Origin of the sequence: Clostridium tanneri (assembly GCF_033659955.1) — a bacterium.
GTDB classification, from domain to species: Bacteria; Bacillota; Clostridia; order Clostridiales; family Clostridiaceae; genus Clostridium_AM; species Clostridium_AM tanneri.
The window spans coordinates 13386-32465 of the sequence record NZ_JARUJP010000013.1; the positions used below are offsets into that span (position 1 = coordinate 13386).

A 19080-nucleotide genomic window follows, 5' to 3' on the forward strand; every position below is an offset into this window, starting at 1 on the left:
TCCTTTCCTAAGTTAAAAACTATAAATCTTCGTCTAATTACTTAAGACTGTTATAAACCTTATCTAAATTTTCCTTCATACTTTGTATATAGTCTTTTCCATCTTCCTCATTTTCAGTAGTATATATTTTTTCTACCTTTGCTCCTACCTCTTTAGCTAAAGTTTCTGAAACCTTAGGACTTACCATATCTTCCATAAATACAACCTTAACCCCATTTTCCTTGCAGTAGTCTATAAGCTCCTGCATTTTCTTAGGTGTTGGTTCTCCTTCAGCAAAAACATTTTCCACACTATTTTGCTGAAGATTGAAGTCTCTGCAGAAATAAGCAAAGGCTGAGTGTCCAGTTACAAAATTCTTATTTTTCACTTCACTAAACTTTCCATTGTATTCATTTAGCATAGTATCTAATTTAGCTGCAAACTCATTGTAATTGCTTTCATAAAAATCTTTATTACCAGGATCTACTTTAACTAATGCATCTTTGATATTCTTAGCTTCTATTTTAGCCCCACTTAAACTTATCCACACATGGGGATCATACTGTCCATGTTGTACTTCACCTTCATGACTATCAGAAGATTCTTGATCTACGTTCTTTATAGGATTAACTCCTCTAGATGCTTCAACTAAAACTAATTCCTTGTTATCTGCTGCTTTTATAGTTTTATCAACCCAAGACTCCATTCCAAGTCCATTATAAACAAAAATCTTTGCTTTGCTTAAACTTGTTAAATCCTTTGGCTTAGGCTCAAAATCATGGGCCTCTGTTCCCTTTGGTATTATTGTCTGTACATCAACCTTATCCTTACCAATAGCTTTTGTAAACTGTGCAAGAGCATTAAAGCTTACTACTACTTTCACTTTTCCATCATTAGCTTCAAAGTCACTATTGCTGCTTGTAGAAGTACCTACATTTTTATTGCCACAAGCACCAACTGTCACTAATAAAAGCATACTTATTAATGACAAAGTTATTTTTTTTAACATATATTCTTTCCTCCTAAAATATTGTTTATTTTGCATACTATCATAACTTTTTCAATAGAATATAATAAAACTTCTATATTTCAACAAAATATTTTTGGCTATAATATTTTAAAATTATATAACCATATTATTTATCATTGTATGCTAATCCTAAATTTTTACTATGTTGTTGCAAATTATTCGCAACTAGATATATAATATTATTATACTTTAACTTTTTTTTGTCAATGATATTTATATAGAACTATTGTTTTAAATAAGCATTATGTATATAATTTATCTGTTATTATTGACAGTTTTACTAAAATTATATAAATTCGGAGGAAAACTTTTCATGATTCAAATTAAGGATTTAACTTTTTCATATACGGGAAATCCACCTTATGTTCTAAATAATTTAAATTTAAACATCCTAAATGGCAGTTATGTTTCAATCCTAGGTGAAAATGGTAGTGCAAAAACTACTCTTTTAAAGCTAATACTTAACTTACTGAACCCTTGCAGCGGGAGCATATCTTTAAATACAGATAGAATTGGTTACGTACCTCAAAGAGTTGAAAATTTCAATTCTGAGTTTCCAATTACTGTTTACGAGATGTTAAAGTGCCATATGAAAGTTTTAAATTTAAAAAGTTCTAAAGCAATCTCTCACAGTCTAGATTCGGTAGGCATGAATAATTTTATAAACAACCTTATAGGGGATATGTCTGGCGGACAGCAGCAAAAGGTTTTTATAGCACGCGCTTTAATGGGAAACCCAAAACTTTTAGTCCTTGATGAACCTTCTACCGGTATTGATATTCAAAGTCAGAAGGAAATATACAGTATAATTAAACATTTAAACCTTCATCTAGGAATTACAGTAATTGCTGTAGAGCATAACCTAAAAGCTGCCTTAGAAAACTCTACCCATATATGTCTAATGGAAAGTGGAGTGGCAACCTTATATACAATAGATGAATATAGAAAGTTCATAAGAGTTTCTTAGTTTATATAAATGATATTTATCAAATCTAATACTTGTTCTGGAGGATAACAATGTTACAATATGGTTTTATGCAAAATGCAATTATTGCAGGAATATTTATTTCAATTCTATGTCCTGCAGTAGGCGTATTCCTTGTGCTCAGAAGATACTCAATGATGGGAGATGCCTTATCACATGCTTCTTTTGCTGGAGTTGCTGTAGGTCTTATTCTTGGTTATAACCCTATAATATGTGCCTTTATTTTCACCTCTGTTTGCGGACTTTTAATTGAGTTTTTGAGAGGATACTATAAAAAATTTGCTGAGCTTATCCTGGTAATTGTAATGACTCTTTCTATAGGAATAGCCATTACATTGATAAGCACTGGTAAAACTGGTGCAAATGTAAATTCCTATTTATTCGGAAGCATTTTAACTGTATCTAAGAACGAACTTTATACTGTGTTTATTTTAAGTATTTTATCAGTTATAATACTTTCCATCCTTTATAATCAACTCCTTTATATTACCTTTGATGAAAATGGTGCCAAGATAGCGGGAGTCAAGGTTAAGGTTATTAATTATCTATTTGCCCTGTTAGTAGGTGCAACTATCTCTGTTTCTATAAGGATTATGGGTATCCTTGTTATATCCTCAATGATAGCAATGCCTGTAGCTGCAGCTCTTCAATTGAGGAAGGGTTTTAAAATAACCTTTATATTTTCCATAATATTTGGATTTATAGATATAATAGTTGGATTAATTTTATCTTACTATATCAATAGTGCCCCTGGCGGAACAATAGCAATAACTTCTGTTGCTGTACTTCTCATAGTACTCCTGTTAAATAAAACAAATAAATAACTACTTTAATAAACTCAATTTTCAACCTTCTTGAAAATTGAGTTTTACTTTTAAAATTATATTTTATTTTTGAATATTTAATAACCATATGATTAAAAATAATATATAAGTTACAGGAATAAAAATAAAGGAGTGTATCTATGCGAAATATTATAAAAGAAGATAAAACAAGAAATAAAGAAAAGATTGCTTCAGCTTCCGGTATTTTGTTTCACGAAGAAAACTTAACAGCTGCCGGTAGGATAATCCAAGATGCTATAAGACAAAGAATCAATAAATAAAAATAACTTTAGGGTAAAAGTCTGGAAGTTTTTACCCTAAAATTATTTTAGTCTAATGAATTATATATTAAAACCAACACTTTTTCTCCATACCTATGCTTCTTGTGGCTTTTTTCTTCATTGTTAGAAATAAAGTTACAACTACTTATTATAGAACTAGCTATCAAGAGAGAAGCTATAATTTTTCTCATATCTGTCCCTCCTTGCATATTTAAGATTTATAATAAAATGCTGTTGAACTATCCTTAGTTTATGCAATAGTACAGATAATACTTTATGATTATGATAGTACTAATTCCAATAAAACTAATATAAAGTTGTAACTTCAAATCCTTCAATATTTTAATCATACTAAATTAGTATATTTTTATCTATATAATATCATTAAAGAAAACTTAACTTAATTTTTAAATCTCTAATATATTTTCATTTATATCTTTAAGTTAAGATTTATTGTAATTTTAAACATAAATTATCAATTTTAGAAATTAGATAATTAGTTACTATTTTATCCCCACCAAATATGCTTACGTCTACTTTGTTGGCTCCAGTTACTCTGTTAATGGATCTTGCCCCATTTACAAAGGAATAATCTGATACAAGTATTAGTGGCTTACCTTCTATAGCCGCCGCTGCACTTCCGCTTAGTGAATCTGGAAAGTTCTCACCATAAGCTACAAAGACCTTGTCCAAATTATTTGCATAAAAATAGTTGTTTATAGCTTCTCCAGTTTGATACCTGTCACTTCCACCTAATCTTACTATTTTGCTGTTATCAAGTCCTGTAATTTGCTTAATTTTATCCTTAACATTATCAGTAATAACTCCAGTTCCACCTACAATATAAACAGCAGAAGGTTGAATATCCTTAATATATTCCTCTACCTCTTCATGAAGTTTATTTGAAGATGTTAGAAGTATAGGCCATTGGCTAGAACCTGCCTTTGGTGAAATACTTAAAGCGTCAGCAAAAGCTGAATCATTAGATATTACAATAGGAGTTCCTTTTTCTAAGGATAGACTCTCAGCAATTTTAACGCTAGTTTCATTTCTATCTAGCCCGCCAATTCTAATAATATTGCTATCAGAGTATCCTTTTTCCTTAAGATATTCTACATATGAGTTATCTACAGAACCCTCTCCACCTAAAATGTATATTTTTCCATCCTTGTTTAGAGTATTAGTAATATACTCTAGTATATTACTACTTCCTTTGCTTTCTAAACTTTTGTCTACAAGAAGTAGAGGAGCATTAACCTTCTTAGCCAAGGTAACCCCTGCCAATCCATCTGGAAAATCATTACCACTAGCAATAACTACACTATCTAAACTGCTGCCAAAGTTCTTTTCAGCTATCAATCTAGAAGTTTCATATCTATCTTGCCCACCAAATCTTTCAATTTTATCAATTTTAGTTTGGACACTATTTATATCACTTACTATTTTAAAGGGAGTAACAACTGGATTAGACCAATATCCTCTGCTATTTTTAGTCTCTAGTATATAGTAGTAATTGCCTTCATGCATTCCTTGTAGTTTTACAACTTTCTCTGTGGCGGAAGTATTTTCTGATATCTGGGTAATAAATTTTGAACTTCCTTCGATATCTCCCTCATATATTCTAATTCTATAAGCTGTTTGATAACCACCGTTAGCTATGTCTGTAAAGTCCCACTTAAAATATATTTTGTTCTCATTGTTATTAACAGCTTGTCTATATAGAGGAGCTTCTATAATAGGTTTAGAAGTATTGTTTTCTATAAAATCATTGCCTATATACTTGTACCTTCCTAAGGTAAACCTAGAAGTTAACTCACTTTTAGATCTATAGTATTCTTTAACCTTTTGTCCACTACCATCCCTGTTTCCATCTGTAGCCTCTAATGTAGTAGCTCCTATTACCTGTCCATAATCATCATATACCCAGGACTGAAAAAAGGCTACATGGCTCCCTTTATCTAAAAGCACGTCCATGTTTCTTAAATCATCAATGGATATAGGATTTAAATATTGACCTAAAGTACTAGTTGATTGTTTCCATCCTGGAATCTTTAAAGAACTTTGTACAAATCCAGAACAGTCTAACCCTGCAGTTCCAGCTTTATATCCACCTTCTGTTTGTACATTTCCTGCCATAGCCCCTTTATTTATTCCATCTAAGAAGCTGCTCCATTGTTTCACGGAGGTTGTATCAATTCCGTCTAGTCCTCCCCAATTATAAGGCACACCAAATTCCTGTGATGTTTCCTTTCCCTTTAGCTGATCCGGTAATTCAGTACCACTATTAACATTTCCATTTAAGCCCCTGGCATAATTCCAAAGAACATAGGCCATATCATATCCTCTGCTCTGCGCTTGCTGCCTAGTTATATTTGTTGGTGCAGCTGCATAGGTTTTATATGATAAACACATTGTACTTACTACTATTGTTGCTATAAATGAAATAAACTTATTTCTTCGTTTCAATAATACACCTCCAAAAATTAAACTAGGTCTCTTTCCTAAATAAAGTCTCATAAAATTCAAGTTTTCCTTAATAGGTAACTCATAATTATTAGAGATTGACCTTATATTATAAGTTTAAGGTATATATATGCATAATTTCAATGTGATACTTATTCCTGTGTTGGAAGCCTATCTCGTTAAATCATCTTATTTCCAGTAATAAATTAATAATTATTACTCATCAAAATAATATAGTATAATTATTTTATAAGGTGTATAGTTTAGACTTTATATATGATATAAAAATCATATAATTTAAATCTGTCATCAGACAGCCTTTAAAGGCAAGAAAAATAGCTTGGAAACATTAAATATAAAACACTTTTTTGTTTATACTATTACTAATAAACCTATAGGAAAGGCTATAATATCTATGTAATAAGAGAATAAGGAGAAATTTTTATGAAGCATACGTTCACAATATTTTCAGATAACATTTGACCCTTTTGCTATATTGGCAAAGGTATTGTCGACAAATTAAAGGAGGAGTTTGATATCGAAGATGAATGGCTTCCCTTTGAAATTCACCCTGAAACTCCAGAAGAAGGGGTCCCTATGGCAGAAAAATTCCCATCAGCTTCAATAGATAGGATGTTTGACAACCTCAAAAGTATGGGTATGCCCTATGGTATAGATTTTAATAAAAATGATATTTTGTCAAATTCCCGTAAATCTCTAGAAGCAGGAGAGTATTCAAAGGAAATAGGCAAATTTCATGAATTCCACCAAAATATATTTCGTGCTTACTTTAGTGAAGGTAAAGATATAGGTGATATAGAAGTAATAAAAGGTATTGCTCAAATCAGTGGTTTAAATATAGATGAACTCACAGACAGGCTTCACTCAGGTATTTATGAAAAAAACGTAAGAGATGTTCAAAAGAGAGCTCAGATGTATGAAATAAATAGTGCTCCAACATTTATAATAGATGATAAATTCGTCATTGTAGGTGCACAGCCATTAGAGGCTTTTAGAAAAACCTTGTTAGATATTGAAAAACAGCAATAGTAATCTCAATCTGTATCAAACTAAATGGGGCTATGGCATTAAGAAATTTACATACAATATATTGGTTTGCAGCTCAATAACAAACGCAATATGTTGGGAACTTTATTCTTAGTGCTACAGCCCCTTTTGATGTATAAACTTAAACTTATTACCTAAAAATACTCCTTTAGTTCACTGATATTATGGATAACAACATCAACTTCTTCTAACTCACCGGGCTGTGCAAAACCATAATCACACCCAATAGTATATATATGATTTTTCTTTCCTGCTTCTATATCGTGTTTTCTATCTCCAACTATAACCATCTCTTCTGAATACTTATCTTTTACTTTAGCTAAGATTTCATACTTGGGAATAAAATCATATTCCTCTGAGCATATCATATCTTGAAAATAGTTATGCAAGTTAAATAGCTTTGCATGTGAATCTCTATAGTATATTCTACAATTACTGATGAAAACTAAATTATAGCCTTTATTCCTTAAGTAATCTAATGTTTCTACTGCACCTTCATACAAAACTGCCTTTCCCTGTTCTATAAGTGACTTCATTTCATCTCCAACTATTTGCCTACCTTTATCCTGTATTGCCTTTGGTAAATTAGGCATAAAGTTTTCCCACATCTCCTGGCTGTTATAGCCTAACCAATAGCTAATTTCTTCATCCTTCCACTGTCTTGGCTCTGCAAATTTATTTTCCACAAGATAAGCATAGGCTTTCTTAAAGGCAGGGCCATAGATTTTCATACTGTCATGCAAAGTTCCATCATAATCAAAAAAGATAGTTTTTATATTCTCAAAATTAATCATTTGCTCTTCACTTCCTTATATTTATTTATAAAGTGAAACCTGGATTAGATTCGGATAAAGAAATTCAGATAGATTTTATCTACCTGAATTCCCATCCTGCTCTATAGAGTTCTACATATTAAACTTGCTTTAGTAAATTAGCCATTTCTATTGCAGTAACTGCAGCATCATATCCTTTATTTCCAGCCTTTGTTCCTGCCCTCTCTATAGCCTGCTCGATAGTATCTGTAGTTAACACACCAAAAACAACTGGCACTCCTGTTTCTAGAGAAACGCTTGCAACCCCTTTTGATACTTCAGCAGATACATACTCAAAGTGTGGTGTTGCCCCTCTTATTACAGCCCCTAAACATATTACAGCATCATATTTTTTTGTGTTTACCATTTTTTTTGCTACAAGGGGAATTTCAAAAGCTCCTGGAACCCATGCAATTTCAATATTTTCTTCTTCAACACCATGACGCTTAAATCCATCAATTGCACCAGATAATAGTTTTCCTCCTATAAATTCATTAAATCTTCCTACTATAATCCCAAACTTTAACCCTTGTGCTATTAAACTTCCTTCATAAACTTTCATCTTATTGTTCCTCCTTAAAATTTAACATATGACCTAATTTTTGTTTTTTAGTTTTTAAATAATATTCATTTCTCTCATTATGATTCATTTGAATTGGTACTCTATTTAAAATTTCTATTCCATATCCTGAAAGACCAGCTATCTTCCTTGGATTGTTTGTCATTAGATTTACTTTCTCAACCTTAAGATCAGCTAATATTTGTGCTCCTATACCATAATCTCTCATGTCAGCTTCAAACCCTAAAGCTAAGTTTGCTTCTACAGTATCCATACCTTGATCCTGAAGAGCATAGGCTCTTAACTTATTAATAAGTCCAATTCCTCTGCCTTCCTGACGCATATATAGAAGAACACCTCTTCCTTCTTCTTCAATTTCTTTCATTGCTGCTGCAAATTGTTCTCCACAATCGCATCTTAAAGATCCAAAGGCATCTCCTGTAAGACACTCAGAATGAACTCTTACTAAAACAGGTTCTTCACCAGCAACTTCTCCTTTAACTAAAGCAACATGATGTTCACCATTTAGCGTATTTTCATAACCAATTATTTTAAATTCTCCATATTTTGTAGGCATTTTAGCTTCCGTTACTCTTTTTATATAAACTTCATTTTTTCTACGGTAAGCAATTAAATCTGCAATGGTAACAATCTTCAAATTATGTTCTTTTACATACTCCATAAGTTCTGGAGTTCTTGCCATTGTTCCATCTTCACTCATAATTTCACAGATTACTCCAGCTGGATATAATCCTGCAAGTTTTGCAAAATCCACAGCAGCCTCTGTGTGACCTGCTCTCTTTAACACTCCACCTTTTCTAGCCTCTAGTGGAAAAACATGACCTGGTCTTTTGAAGTCCTTTTCTTCCGCCTTTGGGTCTAATACTTTTCTAATTGTAGCTGCTCTTTCATAGGCTGATATTCCTGTAGTAGTTTCTGCTGCATCTATTGACACCGTAAAAGCAGTCTTATGTGGATCTGTATTTTCTGATACCATTGGATGGATATGTAGTTCATCTAATCTTTCGCCTGTAATTGGCATACAGATTAATCCTCTTCCGTACTTTGCCATAAAATTAATGGCTTCAGAAGTTACCTTTTCTGCTGCCATTAGTAAATCTCCTTCATTTTCTCTATCTTCATCATCTACAACAACAATTATTTTACCTTCTCTAATATCTTCAATAGCTTCTTCAATAGTATTAAACTTATACACTTTTATTCCCCCTATCTTAATTCTTTAAATTTTTATTGTATTTTTCGTAATTTTACTATTTCGAAAATTAAGTCTATACAAATCCGTTTTTACTTAAAAAATCCAGGTCAATACCTTTTTTTATCTCCGGCTCTTCCTTAACAAAGATTAGCTTTTCAATATACTTACCAACCATATCACATTCTAGATTAACCATATCGCCTGTTTTCTTCCTTAGCAATGTTGTGGCATCTCTTGTATGTGGTATTATAGATACTTTGAATATTGAATCGTCTACATAGGCCACTGTTAAACTTACTCCGTCAATAGCAATAGATCCCTTCTCCACAATATATCTTAATATTTCTGGGGAGGTACTGATGGTAATCCAAACAGCGTTATCTTCATTTTCATATTTAGCTATTACCCCTATCCCATCAATATGACCACTAACCATATGACCTCCCAGTCTATCTCCTACTCTTAAAGCCCTTTCTAAATTAACTTCATCTCCTGAAGACAAATTCTTTAGGTTGCTTCTTCTCATAGTTTCTGCCATTACATCAACGGTAAAATGATTTGTACTAAAATCTGTTACTGTTAAACATACTCCATTAGTACTTATACTATCCCCCAGCTTTACTTCTTCTAGTACTTTCTTTGCTTTAATAGTAATCCTGGCAGATTTTGTAGATTTAATTATAGCCTGTATGATTCCTACTTCCTCTACTAACCCAGTAAACATAAAGAAGTCCTCCTTTCCTTCTATATTGGTCAATCTCATATATTAAATCCAATCTAGTGTTTTTTTACATAGCCCTCTAACATTACATCATCCTTAAAGCTGTGTATTTCAATATTTTCAATTGAAATGGCTTCACTCATAAGGGCTTTTCCTAATCCTCCAACTGGTGTTTTTGCTTCTCTGCCACCTATAATCTTTGGGGCTATAAAAGCGTTAACTTTGTCAACAATACCTTCCTCAACAGCAGAATAGTTCAATTCACTTCCACCTTCTAAAAGCACACTATCTATAGCTCTTTCTCCCAGGGCTTTCATAAGATAACTTAAATCTACTCTATTATTTTTTAATGGAGTAATAATAATATCCGCACCAGCACTTTCTAAAGCTTTTAACTTATTTCCATCTGCCAATTCCGTGGTGGCTATGATTGTTTTTGCTTTAGACTGTACGTGAAGTACCTTAGCTTCTAATGGAATTCTTGTATTACTATCAACTATAATCCTTATTGGATCACTTCCATTGCCAGTATCAAGTCTTGTTGTTAGGAGGGGGTCATCTGCTAGTATTGTCCCTATGCCTACCATAATAGATGAAACCCTATGCCTTAGTTGATGAACAAATTTTCTAGAAAATTCGTTTGTAACCCACTTTGAATCTCCAGTATAGGCTGCAATTTTGCCATCTAAGGTCATGGCTGTTTTTAAAATACAAAAGGGAAGCTTTGTTGTTATGTATTTCAAAAAGATTTCATTTAGTTTTCTCCCCTCTTCTTCCATAACACCAGTAACAACTTCAATATTGTTATCCTTTAGTATCTGGATGCCTTTTCCGCTTACTAGAGGGTTTGGGTCTTTTAAACCTATAACAACCTTCTTGATTCCTTTTTCAACTATTGCCTTTGCACAGGGTGGAGTTTTACCATAATGTGAACAAGGCTCCAGTGTCACATACATGGTTGCACCTTTAACGTCTTCGGTGGCATTTTTAAAGGCATTTACTTCTGCATGATTGCTTCCGTAAACTTCATGATATCCTTCTCCAATAATCTTTCCATCTTTGACTATTACAGCTCCAACTAAAGGATTAGGGTTAGTATATCCAATTCCCATAGCAGCTAATTCTAATGCCCTTTTCATATATTTAGTTTCCATTTCACACCTCCAAACCTTTTAATTAAGTTTCTTTTATAATTAAATAAATCCCCAATTATTAAAAAAGAATACAGATTTATATAAATAAAAAACGCTCTGAAAAAATTCAGAGCGTTAACTTTCACAAATATAGAGTAACTTTTATAGTATCACATTTAATATATCCACTTATGCATATATCTTCTAATGTAAATTAAGCTATCTCATATCTATCTTCTTTCATCCAGACTTTACTGTCGGCCTCGGAGTTTCACCGAATCATACCTTACGGCTCGCGGGCTATACCGCCGGTGGGGAATCTCACCCCGCCCTGAAGACTTATTTTTTTATGATTTCATAATACCACTATTTTTTTATAATATCAACATATATTTTCATTATCAACCTCTCATAACCAATGAAGGGAGAATTCCTTGTAAAACACAATTAATTACAGTGTTTTTGTCAGTATCATACTTTGAGAAACTTTCCTTAGCATATTCAACATTGTTATAGACCTTCCAATAACCACAAAGCAGACATTCTTTATCTGGTGATTCTATAAAACAAATTACATCTTCTAAAGGTATTCCTAAGAATAGCCCTATCTCATGAGGGAAGGATTCTTCAAACCTTAACTTTAAAACCTCTAAATTTTCCTCTAAACTAAAATATTCCCTATATCCAAACTTATATAAGAATTTCATGTTTTCCTCTTCATAAATCACCTTTGTCAATTGATCACTATCATAAAATAATAAAGTTATTACATTTTCCGTTTTTTTAATCTCGCAGAATTCCACCATCCACTCTGACAAGAACTCTTTTTTATATTTTTCCCATAATGAATATAAGTTACCCTTATCCCTACTTAAGGTAATTATGGAAGCTGGCTTATGACCTGCTACTGTAGGTGCTGCACTATATAATATCACTCCAAACAAGTACTCTTTTTTATCCATAGACTTTATTCTATTCATATACTCTTCCAGTAATACTCTTATCACAATCACCATCCTTTAATCCCTAAAGAAATTTAACTTTATTTTCTGCATAAGTTAGGTGAATTATTGATATATGTTTACTGTTAAATATTTTAAATAAATCAAAAACCTTCCTTAGTCCATATTACTAAGAAAGGTTTCTATCAAATTAATCTATTTAAGCTGCTGTATAAACAACATTATTTATAGGTCTATATTAAGCTTTTTAAAAGGCCGCTGCCTTAAAGCCCTTTCCACGAACTTCTGCGGTATCCATTACCGATACTACTGCAGTGGAGTCTATATCTTCAATTAAGCTTTTAGCTTGTTCAAGTTCTCTTGAGGTTAAAATACAATATATAACCTTTTTCTTATCTCCAGTGTAAGCACCTTCTCCATAGAGATAAGTTACTCCTCTACCTAACTTCTGTAAAATAGCTTGCTTAATTTTATCACAATCACCAGTAACTATAAATACTACTTTTTCCTTATCAAAGCCTTGGATAGCCTTATCTACCACCGTTGAACTCATATACATAGCTATTAAAGTGTACACTGCTGTTTCCAAATTTCCTATAAACATTCCAATAGCAACAATTATAGCATTTATTATAAATCCAATATTTCCTATTGATATTCCATATCTTTTTTTAACTACTACAGCTACAATGTCGGTACCTCCCTGTGAGGCTCTATTTCTAAATATTATACCTGCTCCTACTCCCATTAAGATACCTCCACATAATGAAGAAATCAAAGGGTCACTCATATAATATAAACTTTGAAGTTGTCTTGTTAGTATTAACGAAAGAGACATAGCGATCATACCTATGAAACTAAAAACACCAAATTCCCTGTTAACAGCCTTAACTCCAATCAAGAATATTGGAATATTTATAAGTATTACAAAATAACCAGAGGATATACCTGTTATATATTGAAGGATTATTGCTACACCTGCTACTCCTCCACTAAGAAACTTATGAGGTATAATAAAGGTGTTAACTCCAATGGAGTAAATCAAACTACCTATTATCACCATTAAAATTCTTAATAAACTTTCTTTTTTCATACTCATATATCCCATATGCCTCCTATACAAAACTAAAGTTCTACTGTAGTTAGGAGGATATCCTCTTAGGTTAAACTAGCTAAACTTACTCTCCTTCTACCTACTATCTAAATTCTATTACAGCTTTGTATCTATGTCAAAGGACCAATCTACGGATTAATCCATGGATTAGTCCAATTATAGGTCCATTTAATTATAATTGTAAAATAAAAGCACTATTTCTCTTGCTATCATATAAATAGCTAATGAATCCTCTGTTTCCGTGATATTGAAAATTCAGACATTAATTAGCAAAAAATATATGTCCTTTAAAAGCCCTATATTCTGTTTTTTAAAAAAGTCCATTTGTTTTATTACAAAACAAATGGACTTTTTTAACTTTATTTTCTTATTCTATTAAGTTAGCTTAAAACCGCTAGTCCTCTATACCTTTTCTTGCAGGAACTCCTTGTGTATAGTAGTGTTTTATTTGCTTCATTTCTGTTACTAAATCTGCTTTTTCTATAAGCTTTTCATTTGCGTATCTTCCAGTTAAGATTACCTCTACCTTTTCAGCTCTCTTATCTAAAAGCTCCATCACTTCTTCCACTTTAAAAAGTTCATAAAAAATAGCTATGTTTATCTCATCTAGGACTACAACATCATATTCTCCGGAAGTTAGAACCTCTTCTGCTCTTTTTAATCCTTCTGCAGCAACCTTTATATCTGCTTTGGTAGGATTGCCAAAAATAAAAGAATTTCTTCCAAACTGCTCTAATGTAAAGTTAGGTAAATACTTTGCTGCATTTAATTCGCTGTACTCCATTCCCTTTACGAATTGTCCAAAGAAAACTTTTTTTCCAGCACAAACTGCTCTAAGAGATAATCCTAAAGCTGCAGTAGTCTTTCCTTTTCCATTTCCTGTATAAATTTGAATATATCCTTTGTTATCCATATTAATGCCCTCTTTTCTATATATCTATATTTTCTAAAGTCTTTACTGGGTATATCTTACATAGATCCAACCCTCTAGCCAATTTTTCAGCAAACTTAAGACTTTCTAAATCCTCATATATAATACCTAATACACTTCCACTATGAGCACCTATTATACCCATACCAGAAGTTTTATCCTTTATACTCATTACCTCTTCCAGGAAATCATACTTTAACCTCTTCTGATTTCTTAATATACTTTCGGTAGCTGCAAATGCAAGCTTTTTTAGGTTACTTTCCGCTGCTGCTTCTTTTAAGGTTGTAAATAAATCTTCTACATCACTTAAAGGTGGTAGATTTTTATTGTTAAATTCCACAGTGTCTACTATATTGTTTCCTTCAAAAGCAAGAATATTATAGGTCATATACTTACCAATAGCTTGCTTAAATAGTCCTTTTTTATAATCAAAAAGGGTCATTTCCTTAAATATGATGCTATCTGTTGGCTCAATTTTTATACACTGTTCTACTAGTTCCTGTTCATTAAACTCTCTTCTAAACATTTTAAGCAGAGCATAATATACTCCACACAAATCAGCAGTGCTGCTTGCTAATCCCTTACCATAGGGTATATCAGAGTTAATTTCTATATCAATATTTTTGTAATATTCTTCATATCCCCAAAGCTTTAGGATATTATGAAGAAAATCCGCTGATTTTTTATTATTAAACTTTTTATCAGCTTCATTACATTCAAATAATCTAACCTTAGTATAAATGTTAACAGGGCAAGATAGTAGCAAGTCTTTATCATTTATTCTTCCCTGCAGCACTTCTCCAAAGCTGCCTGGGTAGTTTACTATAAACTCCATAAGCTACACCCTTTGCAATTTATTTTATTTATGTTTCAATACTAAATATCTAACTAGTTCTTCTATATCAGTAAAAACATTTTTGTATTCTACTGGCTTTCTTTCTATTACAAACCCATATACACTATTATCAATACAAGCCTTAAGCTTCTCTTCTGTGCCGCCCTCAATACCGCTGTCCTTAAGAATCATAGCTTTAGCAGTATACTCTTTAATAAAGGCACAGTTAAGTTCATAGCTTATAGGGCCTTTTATAGCAATTAAATTCTCAAGTTTTATCCCTTTATCAAAACATTCCTGCATCACCTTCATAGAAGGCAATACTCTATGTACTATTCTGTTTTCCAGATTCATCGAAAGTATCTTGTCCAAGTTCCTGCTTCCGGTGGTGTTAAGTATTGTTCCCTCTATAGTTTTTAATTTATCATAGAGTTCATCATAATCATTTACTCTGACAATATATTTTTCATTCATAAACTTTTGAATAGAAGAAGGTCTATCATATCTTATGTATTCAATATCTAAGGCTTCACAGGCCTTTATGGCATTTTTAGTAACTTCTAAGGCATAGGGATGAGTTGCATCTACTAATTGCCTTATCTCCTTTTCTCTAAGGGTATATATTAATTCTTCTAAAGGCAATGGTTTTGTGTTCAAGTAGGAATACTTATAATCTTTTAAAATTTCACCACCATAATCTGTAGCTGTAGATACAAATATATCTTCGGTATAGTTATTTAAAAGAGATAGTATTTTTCTTCCTTCTGAAGTTCCAAGAATTAAACCTATCATTGAAAAACCCCAATCTACAAATAATTTTTATCCTATCATTAAAGGATTTCCATCTATACAGTCCTTAATATGTTGAACATATATCTGCTGATATGCTCCATTTTCCCCTAAACCATGAAGATATACGTTAACCTTAAAGCCTTCTTTTTCTAATATGCTTTTCCATGAATCTTCCTCATCACTTGCCATATCGTTTATAGCATGATCCCCTGCTACTAACATGAACGGCATTAAAGTAACTTCCTCTATATTATCCTTTTTAAGCTTTGGAATAATATGTTCTAGCATAGGATAGCCTTCTACAGTTCCCACATAAATCTTATCTGACACATTGTCATGTAGTATAGATTGAAGCAGTGTATAACTTGCATTGGCTGGATGGGTAGATCCATGGCCCATTAAAACTACTGCAGAATTTCCTTCTAACTGTGGAAGCTGAGTCTTTAGTGCTTCTGCTGCTATTAGATAGTCCTTCTCTCTATATAATATAGGTCTTCCTAAAACTAATTTATCAAACAACTCTTTATACTGATTAACTCCATTGATTATTTTATCATACTCATCACCAGGCATAATATGAAGAGGCTGAACGTAAACTTCTGTAAATCCATCAGATTTCATTTTTTCTAATGCTTCCTCTGTTGTGTCTATAAAAATCTTATTCTCTTCTTTTAACTTTTTAATTATCATATATGAAGTAAAGGCTCTTCTTACTTCATAGCCTTCAAAAGATTCTTTAATTCTATTTTCTGTACTTTCAATACAATCTCTAAAGGTTTCTAAAACACTTGTTCCAAAACTTACTACTAATATTCCTTTTTTACTCATTTCCGTCACCTCTTGTTTTTTATAATTTGCCTTTCTGCTTAGACAGTATATCCTCTTGGAGTTATAAATTGTCCATCTTTAATAAAACTATTACTATTTCCTATAATTACTATAGAGAACATATCAACTATACTATCATCAAAAGTATCTAATGTAAATAATGTTACTTCTTCCCCTTCTCTTAAAGCGTTTTTAACTACTGCTACTGGAGTATCTCCTTCTCTATGCTTTTTTACAATATCAATACATTCCCTTAAATACAGAGGTCTGCCATTACTTTTAGGATTATATAGAGATATAATGAAATCCCCTTCCGCTGCAAGTTCAACTCTCTTCTTAATTAAATCGTAGGGAGTCATGAGATCACTTAGGCTTATGTTACAGTTATCATGCATAAGCGGTGCCCCAATCCTTGACGCTGCTGCTGAAGATGCTGTTACACCTGGAATTACCTCAACATCTTCTTCAGTTCTCATCTCCAAAATAAGTCCTGCCATGCCATAAATACCAGCATCACCGGTACTTACTATTGATACTATATTATTTTTAGATAGTTCTAGGGCTTGTTTACATCTTTCTACCTCTCCGCGCATACCAGTAGAAACTACATTCTTATCTTTAACTAATGGTTTTATCATTTCTATATATTTTGTATATCCTACAATAACTTCACTTTCTTCTATTGCTTTTACTGCCTTTAAGGTCATATGGTCAAGTCCACCAGGCCCGATTCCTACAACGTATAGTTTTCCCATGTTAACACTTCCTTTTCTTTATGTAAGTTAAATGTACTTATTAAATCTCTCCTATACATACTGTCATACCGTTAACTTTAATCTTATCCGTAATAAGTTTAGCTCCTAAAAGTTCTACACAGGGTTCTGAGACTGCCCTTACGCCTATGGTCTTTTCTACAAAATCGCTGCCTTCATACTTGTTGTGCACCTTTTTTATTTCATCCAGTGAAAAAATCTTAAGTTCACAATGAAAATACTCAGCAAGCTTTAATATGGCTTCCTCATCCTTTTTAACTTCAACGGTAGCTATAGTTTTTACTGCTCTCTCATCTAAATTCTTATCTTTTAGCAAATCTACTATATTTTCTTTCATTTTCTCTGTATCAAAATTTTTTCTACAGCCAATTCCTAGTACTATATCTTTTCTTATCAATTTTAGAACTGGTATTTTCATAGACTTATATTTATCTTTTAAGCTATGGTCAATAAAAACAAGTCCATCTATGTCCTCTAGTTCACTAGTATATCCTTTTGGTACAGATATACGGCCCTTTGGATCAAGAAAAGCTACTCTTTTATTATCTACTAATAAAGCAGCTATCTCCTTGGCATTCTTGAGACTGTCTATTACTAAGCCATTATTTTTAGCAATCATATCTGGTGCAACAACACCTAAGTTATCTGTTGCTGTGGTAATTACAGCAGTACTGCCCAGTATTTCAGCTATCCTCTCAGTAAGTTCATTAGCTCCTCCTAGATGACCACTTAAAAGACTTATAACAAAATTACCGCAGCTATCTATAACTATCACCGCTGGGTCTTTATCTTTTCCCCTTATATATTCTGCTATAGCTCGTACAGCTATGCCAGTGGAGCTTATAAATACTACTGCTTTATATTTCTCCATTGCCCTTTTGGCAATTTCTTTTATACCAAGTTCCTTTATAAGTTCCCTAGGATAGAAATCTATATCTAAGTTATCTCTTAGTTTTTCAGTAATAATCTCTCCTGAATTAGTAACATTAATTACTGCTATTTTCATCTTTAGCTGTTCTAAACATGTGAGTAAAGCTTTCATCATATAAAAGGCTCTTATCATACTCACAGTTTATAAAATCTCCTACAAGTATTTGAGCTGTTTTAGTGATATTTTCTGCCTTAACCTTTTCTGCAATGTCATCTAAGGTTCCTATAACAGCCTTTTGATCTTCCCAGGTAGCCCTTTGTATAACTGCCACTGGTACATTTCTTCCATAGCCTTTTCTAAGTCTCTCAACTACTTTATCTATCATATTCACTGAAAGGAAAAGAGCCATAGATGCTCCTATGCTAGCTAGTCTCTCTAAATCTTCTTTTTCAGGTACAGGAGTTCTTCCTTCAACTCTTGTAAGTATAACTGTCTGACTTACATTTGGTAAAGTAAATTCCTTTTTTATGGCTGCTGCTGCCGCTGTAAAGGAGCTTACTCCTGGTACAACCTGATAAGGTATCTTTAATTTCTCAAGCTCATCCATCTGTTCTTTTATAGCTCCATATATAGCAGGATCACCAGTGTGTAATCTTACTATTTTTTTATTTTCCTTGTAAGAGTTATTTATTACTTCAATAACTTCCTCTAGTGTCATTGAAGCTGAATTATGAATTTCTACATCACCTTTACAGTACTGAAAGTGTTCCTTACTTACTAAAGATCCTGCATAAATTATTACATCTGCCTCTGATAAAATCTTTCTTCCCTTTACTGTTATTAAATCTGGATCCCCTGGTCCTGCTCCTATAAAATAAACTACATTTTCCATGTGCTTCTCTC

21 protein-coding genes and 1 riboswitch are annotated in these 19080 nt (G+C 32.4%); of the genes, 4 read left to right on the forward strand and 17 right to left on the reverse strand.

Features of this window, described 5'->3' with window-relative positions:
- Window positions 1-37: 37 nt before the first annotated feature.
- Complete coding sequence (locus P8V03_RS11740; RefSeq protein WP_261671307.1) at window positions 38-988, reverse strand: metal ABC transporter substrate-binding protein; 951 nt, start codon at window positions 986-988, stop codon at window positions 38-40.
- A 334-nt stretch (window positions 989-1322) separates the two neighbouring features.
- Between P8V03_RS11740 and P8V03_RS11745 the strand changes: the two genes are divergently transcribed.
- From P8V03_RS11745 to P8V03_RS11755, 3 genes are all read left to right on the forward strand, one after another.
- On the forward strand, window positions 1323-1976 hold the full coding sequence (locus P8V03_RS11745) for a metal ABC transporter ATP-binding protein (protein WP_261671308.1): 654 nt from the start codon (window positions 1323-1325) through the stop codon (window positions 1974-1976).
- Window positions 1977-2026: 50 nt separating this feature from the next.
- The gene (locus P8V03_RS11750; protein WP_318798255.1) at window positions 2027-2818 is read left to right on the forward strand and encodes a metal ABC transporter permease; all 792 of its coding nucleotides are present in this window, start codon (window positions 2027-2029) and stop codon (window positions 2816-2818) included.
- A 140-nt stretch (window positions 2819-2958) separates the two neighbouring features.
- Complete coding sequence (locus tag P8V03_RS11755) at window positions 2959-3099, forward strand: hypothetical protein (RefSeq protein WP_318798256.1); 141 nt, start codon at window positions 2959-2961, stop codon at window positions 3097-3099.
- A gap of 47 nt (window positions 3100-3146) precedes the next feature.
- Here P8V03_RS11755 and P8V03_RS11760 read toward each other — a convergent pair whose 3' ends face one another.
- Complete coding sequence (locus P8V03_RS11760) at window positions 3147-3290, reverse strand: hypothetical protein (RefSeq protein ID WP_318798257.1); 144 nt, start codon at window positions 3288-3290, stop codon at window positions 3147-3149.
- Window positions 3291-3549: 259 nt separating this feature from the next.
- On the reverse strand, window positions 3550-5565 hold the full coding sequence (locus tag P8V03_RS11765) for a cell wall-binding repeat-containing protein (protein WP_318798258.1): 2016 nt from the start codon (window positions 5563-5565) through the stop codon (window positions 3550-3552).
- A 492-nt stretch (window positions 5566-6057) separates the two neighbouring features.
- Here P8V03_RS11765 and P8V03_RS11770 point away from each other — a divergent pair, with 492 nt between their 5' ends.
- The gene (locus P8V03_RS11770) at window positions 6058-6612 is read left to right on the forward strand and encodes a DsbA family oxidoreductase (protein WP_318798314.1); all 555 of its coding nucleotides are present in this window, start codon (window positions 6058-6060) and stop codon (window positions 6610-6612) included.
- A 152-nt stretch (window positions 6613-6764) separates the two neighbouring features.
- Here the strand turns inward: P8V03_RS11770 and P8V03_RS11775 are convergent, their stop codons facing one another.
- From P8V03_RS11775 to cobM, 14 genes are all read right to left on the reverse strand, one after another.
- A complete protein-coding gene (locus P8V03_RS11775; RefSeq protein ID WP_318798259.1) occupies window positions 6765-7424 on the reverse strand; it encodes an HAD family hydrolase in 660 nt (219 codons plus the stop codon).
- A 118-nt stretch (window positions 7425-7542) separates the two neighbouring features.
- Window positions 7543-8004, reverse strand: coding sequence for a 6,7-dimethyl-8-ribityllumazine synthase (gene ribH, locus P8V03_RS11780; protein ID WP_261671314.1), 462 nt, complete (start codon window positions 8002-8004; stop codon window positions 7543-7545).
- 1 nt (window position 8005) lies between these two features.
- Window positions 8006-9223, reverse strand: coding sequence for a bifunctional 3,4-dihydroxy-2-butanone-4-phosphate synthase/GTP cyclohydrolase II (locus tag P8V03_RS11785; RefSeq protein WP_346432508.1), 1218 nt, complete (start codon window positions 9221-9223; stop codon window positions 8006-8008).
- A gap of 67 nt (window positions 9224-9290) precedes the next feature.
- Window positions 9291-9941, reverse strand: a complete 651-nt coding sequence (locus P8V03_RS11790; protein ID WP_261671316.1) for a riboflavin synthase — start codon at window positions 9939-9941, stop codon at window positions 9291-9293.
- A 53-nt stretch (window positions 9942-9994) separates the two neighbouring features.
- Complete coding sequence (gene ribD / locus P8V03_RS11795; protein WP_318798261.1) at window positions 9995-11092, reverse strand: bifunctional diaminohydroxyphosphoribosylaminopyrimidine deaminase/5-amino-6-(5-phosphoribosylamino)uracil reductase RibD; 1098 nt, start codon at window positions 11090-11092, stop codon at window positions 9995-9997.
- Window positions 11093-11299: 207 nt separating this feature from the next.
- A riboswitch (FMN riboswitch) is annotated at window positions 11300-11414 on the reverse strand.
- Between the two features lie 58 nt (window positions 11415-11472).
- Window positions 11473-12078: a DUF3793 family protein gene (locus P8V03_RS11800; protein WP_318798262.1), complete on the reverse strand. Its 606-nt coding sequence runs from the start codon at window positions 12076-12078 to the stop codon at window positions 11473-11475.
- A gap of 202 nt (window positions 12079-12280) precedes the next feature.
- A complete protein-coding gene (locus tag P8V03_RS11805; RefSeq protein ID WP_318798263.1) occupies window positions 12281-13132 on the reverse strand; it encodes a YitT family protein in 852 nt (283 codons plus the stop codon).
- Between the two features lie 409 nt (window positions 13133-13541).
- A complete protein-coding gene (gene cobO / locus P8V03_RS11810) occupies window positions 13542-14060 on the reverse strand; it encodes a cob(I)yrinic acid a,c-diamide adenosyltransferase (RefSeq protein ID WP_318798264.1) in 519 nt (172 codons plus the stop codon).
- A gap of 16 nt (window positions 14061-14076) precedes the next feature.
- The gene (locus P8V03_RS11815) at window positions 14077-14913 is read right to left on the reverse strand and encodes a GHMP family kinase ATP-binding protein (protein WP_318798265.1); all 837 of its coding nucleotides are present in this window, start codon (window positions 14911-14913) and stop codon (window positions 14077-14079) included.
- Between the two features lie 24 nt (window positions 14914-14937).
- Window positions 14938-15705 carry a cobalt-precorrin-6A reductase gene (locus P8V03_RS11820; RefSeq protein WP_318798266.1) on the reverse strand — a complete coding sequence of 256 codons (768 nt, stop codon included), beginning with the start codon at window positions 15703-15705 and terminating at the stop codon, window positions 14938-14940.
- Between the two features lie 27 nt (window positions 15706-15732).
- Window positions 15733-16533: a sirohydrochlorin cobaltochelatase gene (locus tag P8V03_RS11825; protein WP_261671326.1), complete on the reverse strand. Its 801-nt coding sequence runs from the start codon at window positions 16531-16533 to the stop codon at window positions 15733-15735.
- Between the two features lie 38 nt (window positions 16534-16571).
- Window positions 16572-17288: a precorrin-3B C(17)-methyltransferase gene (gene cobJ / locus P8V03_RS11830; RefSeq protein ID WP_318798267.1), complete on the reverse strand. Its 717-nt coding sequence runs from the start codon at window positions 17286-17288 to the stop codon at window positions 16572-16574.
- Window positions 17289-17328: 40 nt separating this feature from the next.
- Entirely contained in the window at window positions 17329-18312 is a 984-nt protein-coding gene (gene cbiG, locus P8V03_RS11835) for a cobalt-precorrin 5A hydrolase (RefSeq protein ID WP_318798315.1), read from the reverse strand.
- Window positions 18293-19069 carry a precorrin-4 C(11)-methyltransferase gene (cobM, locus tag P8V03_RS11840; RefSeq protein WP_318798268.1) on the reverse strand — a complete coding sequence of 259 codons (777 nt, stop codon included), beginning with the start codon at window positions 19067-19069 and terminating at the stop codon, window positions 18293-18295. Before cobM ends, cbiG begins: the two co-directional genes overlap by 20 nt.
- Window positions 19070-19080: the final 11 nt, after the last annotated feature.

What these genes read in the sequence shown, in the direction of transcription:
- P8V03_RS11775 (WP_318798259.1), bottom strand. Translation starts at nt 7,424, where the DNA reads ATGATTAATTTTGAGAATATAAAAACTATCTTTTTTGATTATGATGGA.
- P8V03_RS11760 (WP_318798257.1), bottom strand. Translation starts at nt 3,290, where the DNA reads ATGAGAAAAATTATAGCTTCTCTCTTGATAGCTAGTTCTATAATAAGT.
- P8V03_RS11820 (WP_318798266.1), bottom strand. Translation starts at nt 15,705, where the DNA reads ATGATAGGTTTAATTCTTGGAACTTCAGAAGGAAGAAAAATACTATCT.
- P8V03_RS11745 (WP_261671308.1), top strand. Translation starts at nt 1,323, where the DNA reads ATGATTCAAATTAAGGATTTAACTTTTTCATATACGGGAAATCCACCT.
- cobJ (WP_318798267.1), bottom strand. Translation starts at nt 17,288, where the DNA reads ATGGGAAAACTATACGTTGTAGGAATCGGGCCTGGTGGACTTGACCAT.
- P8V03_RS11815 (WP_318798265.1), bottom strand. Translation starts at nt 14,913, where the DNA reads ATGGAGTTTATAGTAAACTACCCAGGCAGCTTTGGAGAAGTGCTGCAG.
- P8V03_RS11825 (WP_261671326.1), bottom strand. Translation starts at nt 16,533, where the DNA reads ATGAGTAAAAAAGGAATATTAGTAGTAAGTTTTGGAACAAGTGTTTTA.
- cobO (WP_318798264.1), bottom strand. Translation starts at nt 14,060, where the DNA reads ATGGATAACAAAGGATATATTCAAATTTATACAGGAAATGGAAAAGGA.
- cbiG (WP_318798315.1), bottom strand. Translation starts at nt 18,312, where the DNA reads ATGAAAATAGCAGTAATTAATGTTACTAATTCAGGAGAGATTATTACT.
- P8V03_RS11805 (WP_318798263.1), bottom strand. Translation starts at nt 13,132, where the DNA reads ATGAGTATGAAAAAAGAAAGTTTATTAAGAATTTTAATGGTGATAATA.
- P8V03_RS11750 (WP_318798255.1), top strand. Translation starts at nt 2,027, where the DNA reads ATGTTACAATATGGTTTTATGCAAAATGCAATTATTGCAGGAATATTT.
- P8V03_RS11740 (WP_261671307.1), bottom strand. Translation starts at nt 988, where the DNA reads ATGTTAAAAAAAATAACTTTGTCATTAATAAGTATGCTTTTATTAGTG.
- ribD (WP_318798261.1), bottom strand. Translation starts at nt 11,092, where the DNA reads ATGGAAACTAAATATATGAAAAGGGCATTAGAATTAGCTGCTATGGGA.
- P8V03_RS11790 (WP_261671316.1), bottom strand. Translation starts at nt 9,941, where the DNA reads ATGTTTACTGGGTTAGTAGAGGAAGTAGGAATCATACAGGCTATAATT.
- cobM (WP_318798268.1), bottom strand. Translation starts at nt 19,069, where the DNA reads ATGGAAAATGTAGTTTATTTTATAGGAGCAGGACCAGGGGATCCAGAT.
- ribH (WP_261671314.1), bottom strand. Translation starts at nt 8,004, where the DNA reads ATGAAAGTTTATGAAGGAAGTTTAATAGCACAAGGGTTAAAGTTTGGG.
- P8V03_RS11755 (WP_318798256.1), top strand. Translation starts at nt 2,959, where the DNA reads ATGCGAAATATTATAAAAGAAGATAAAACAAGAAATAAAGAAAAGATT.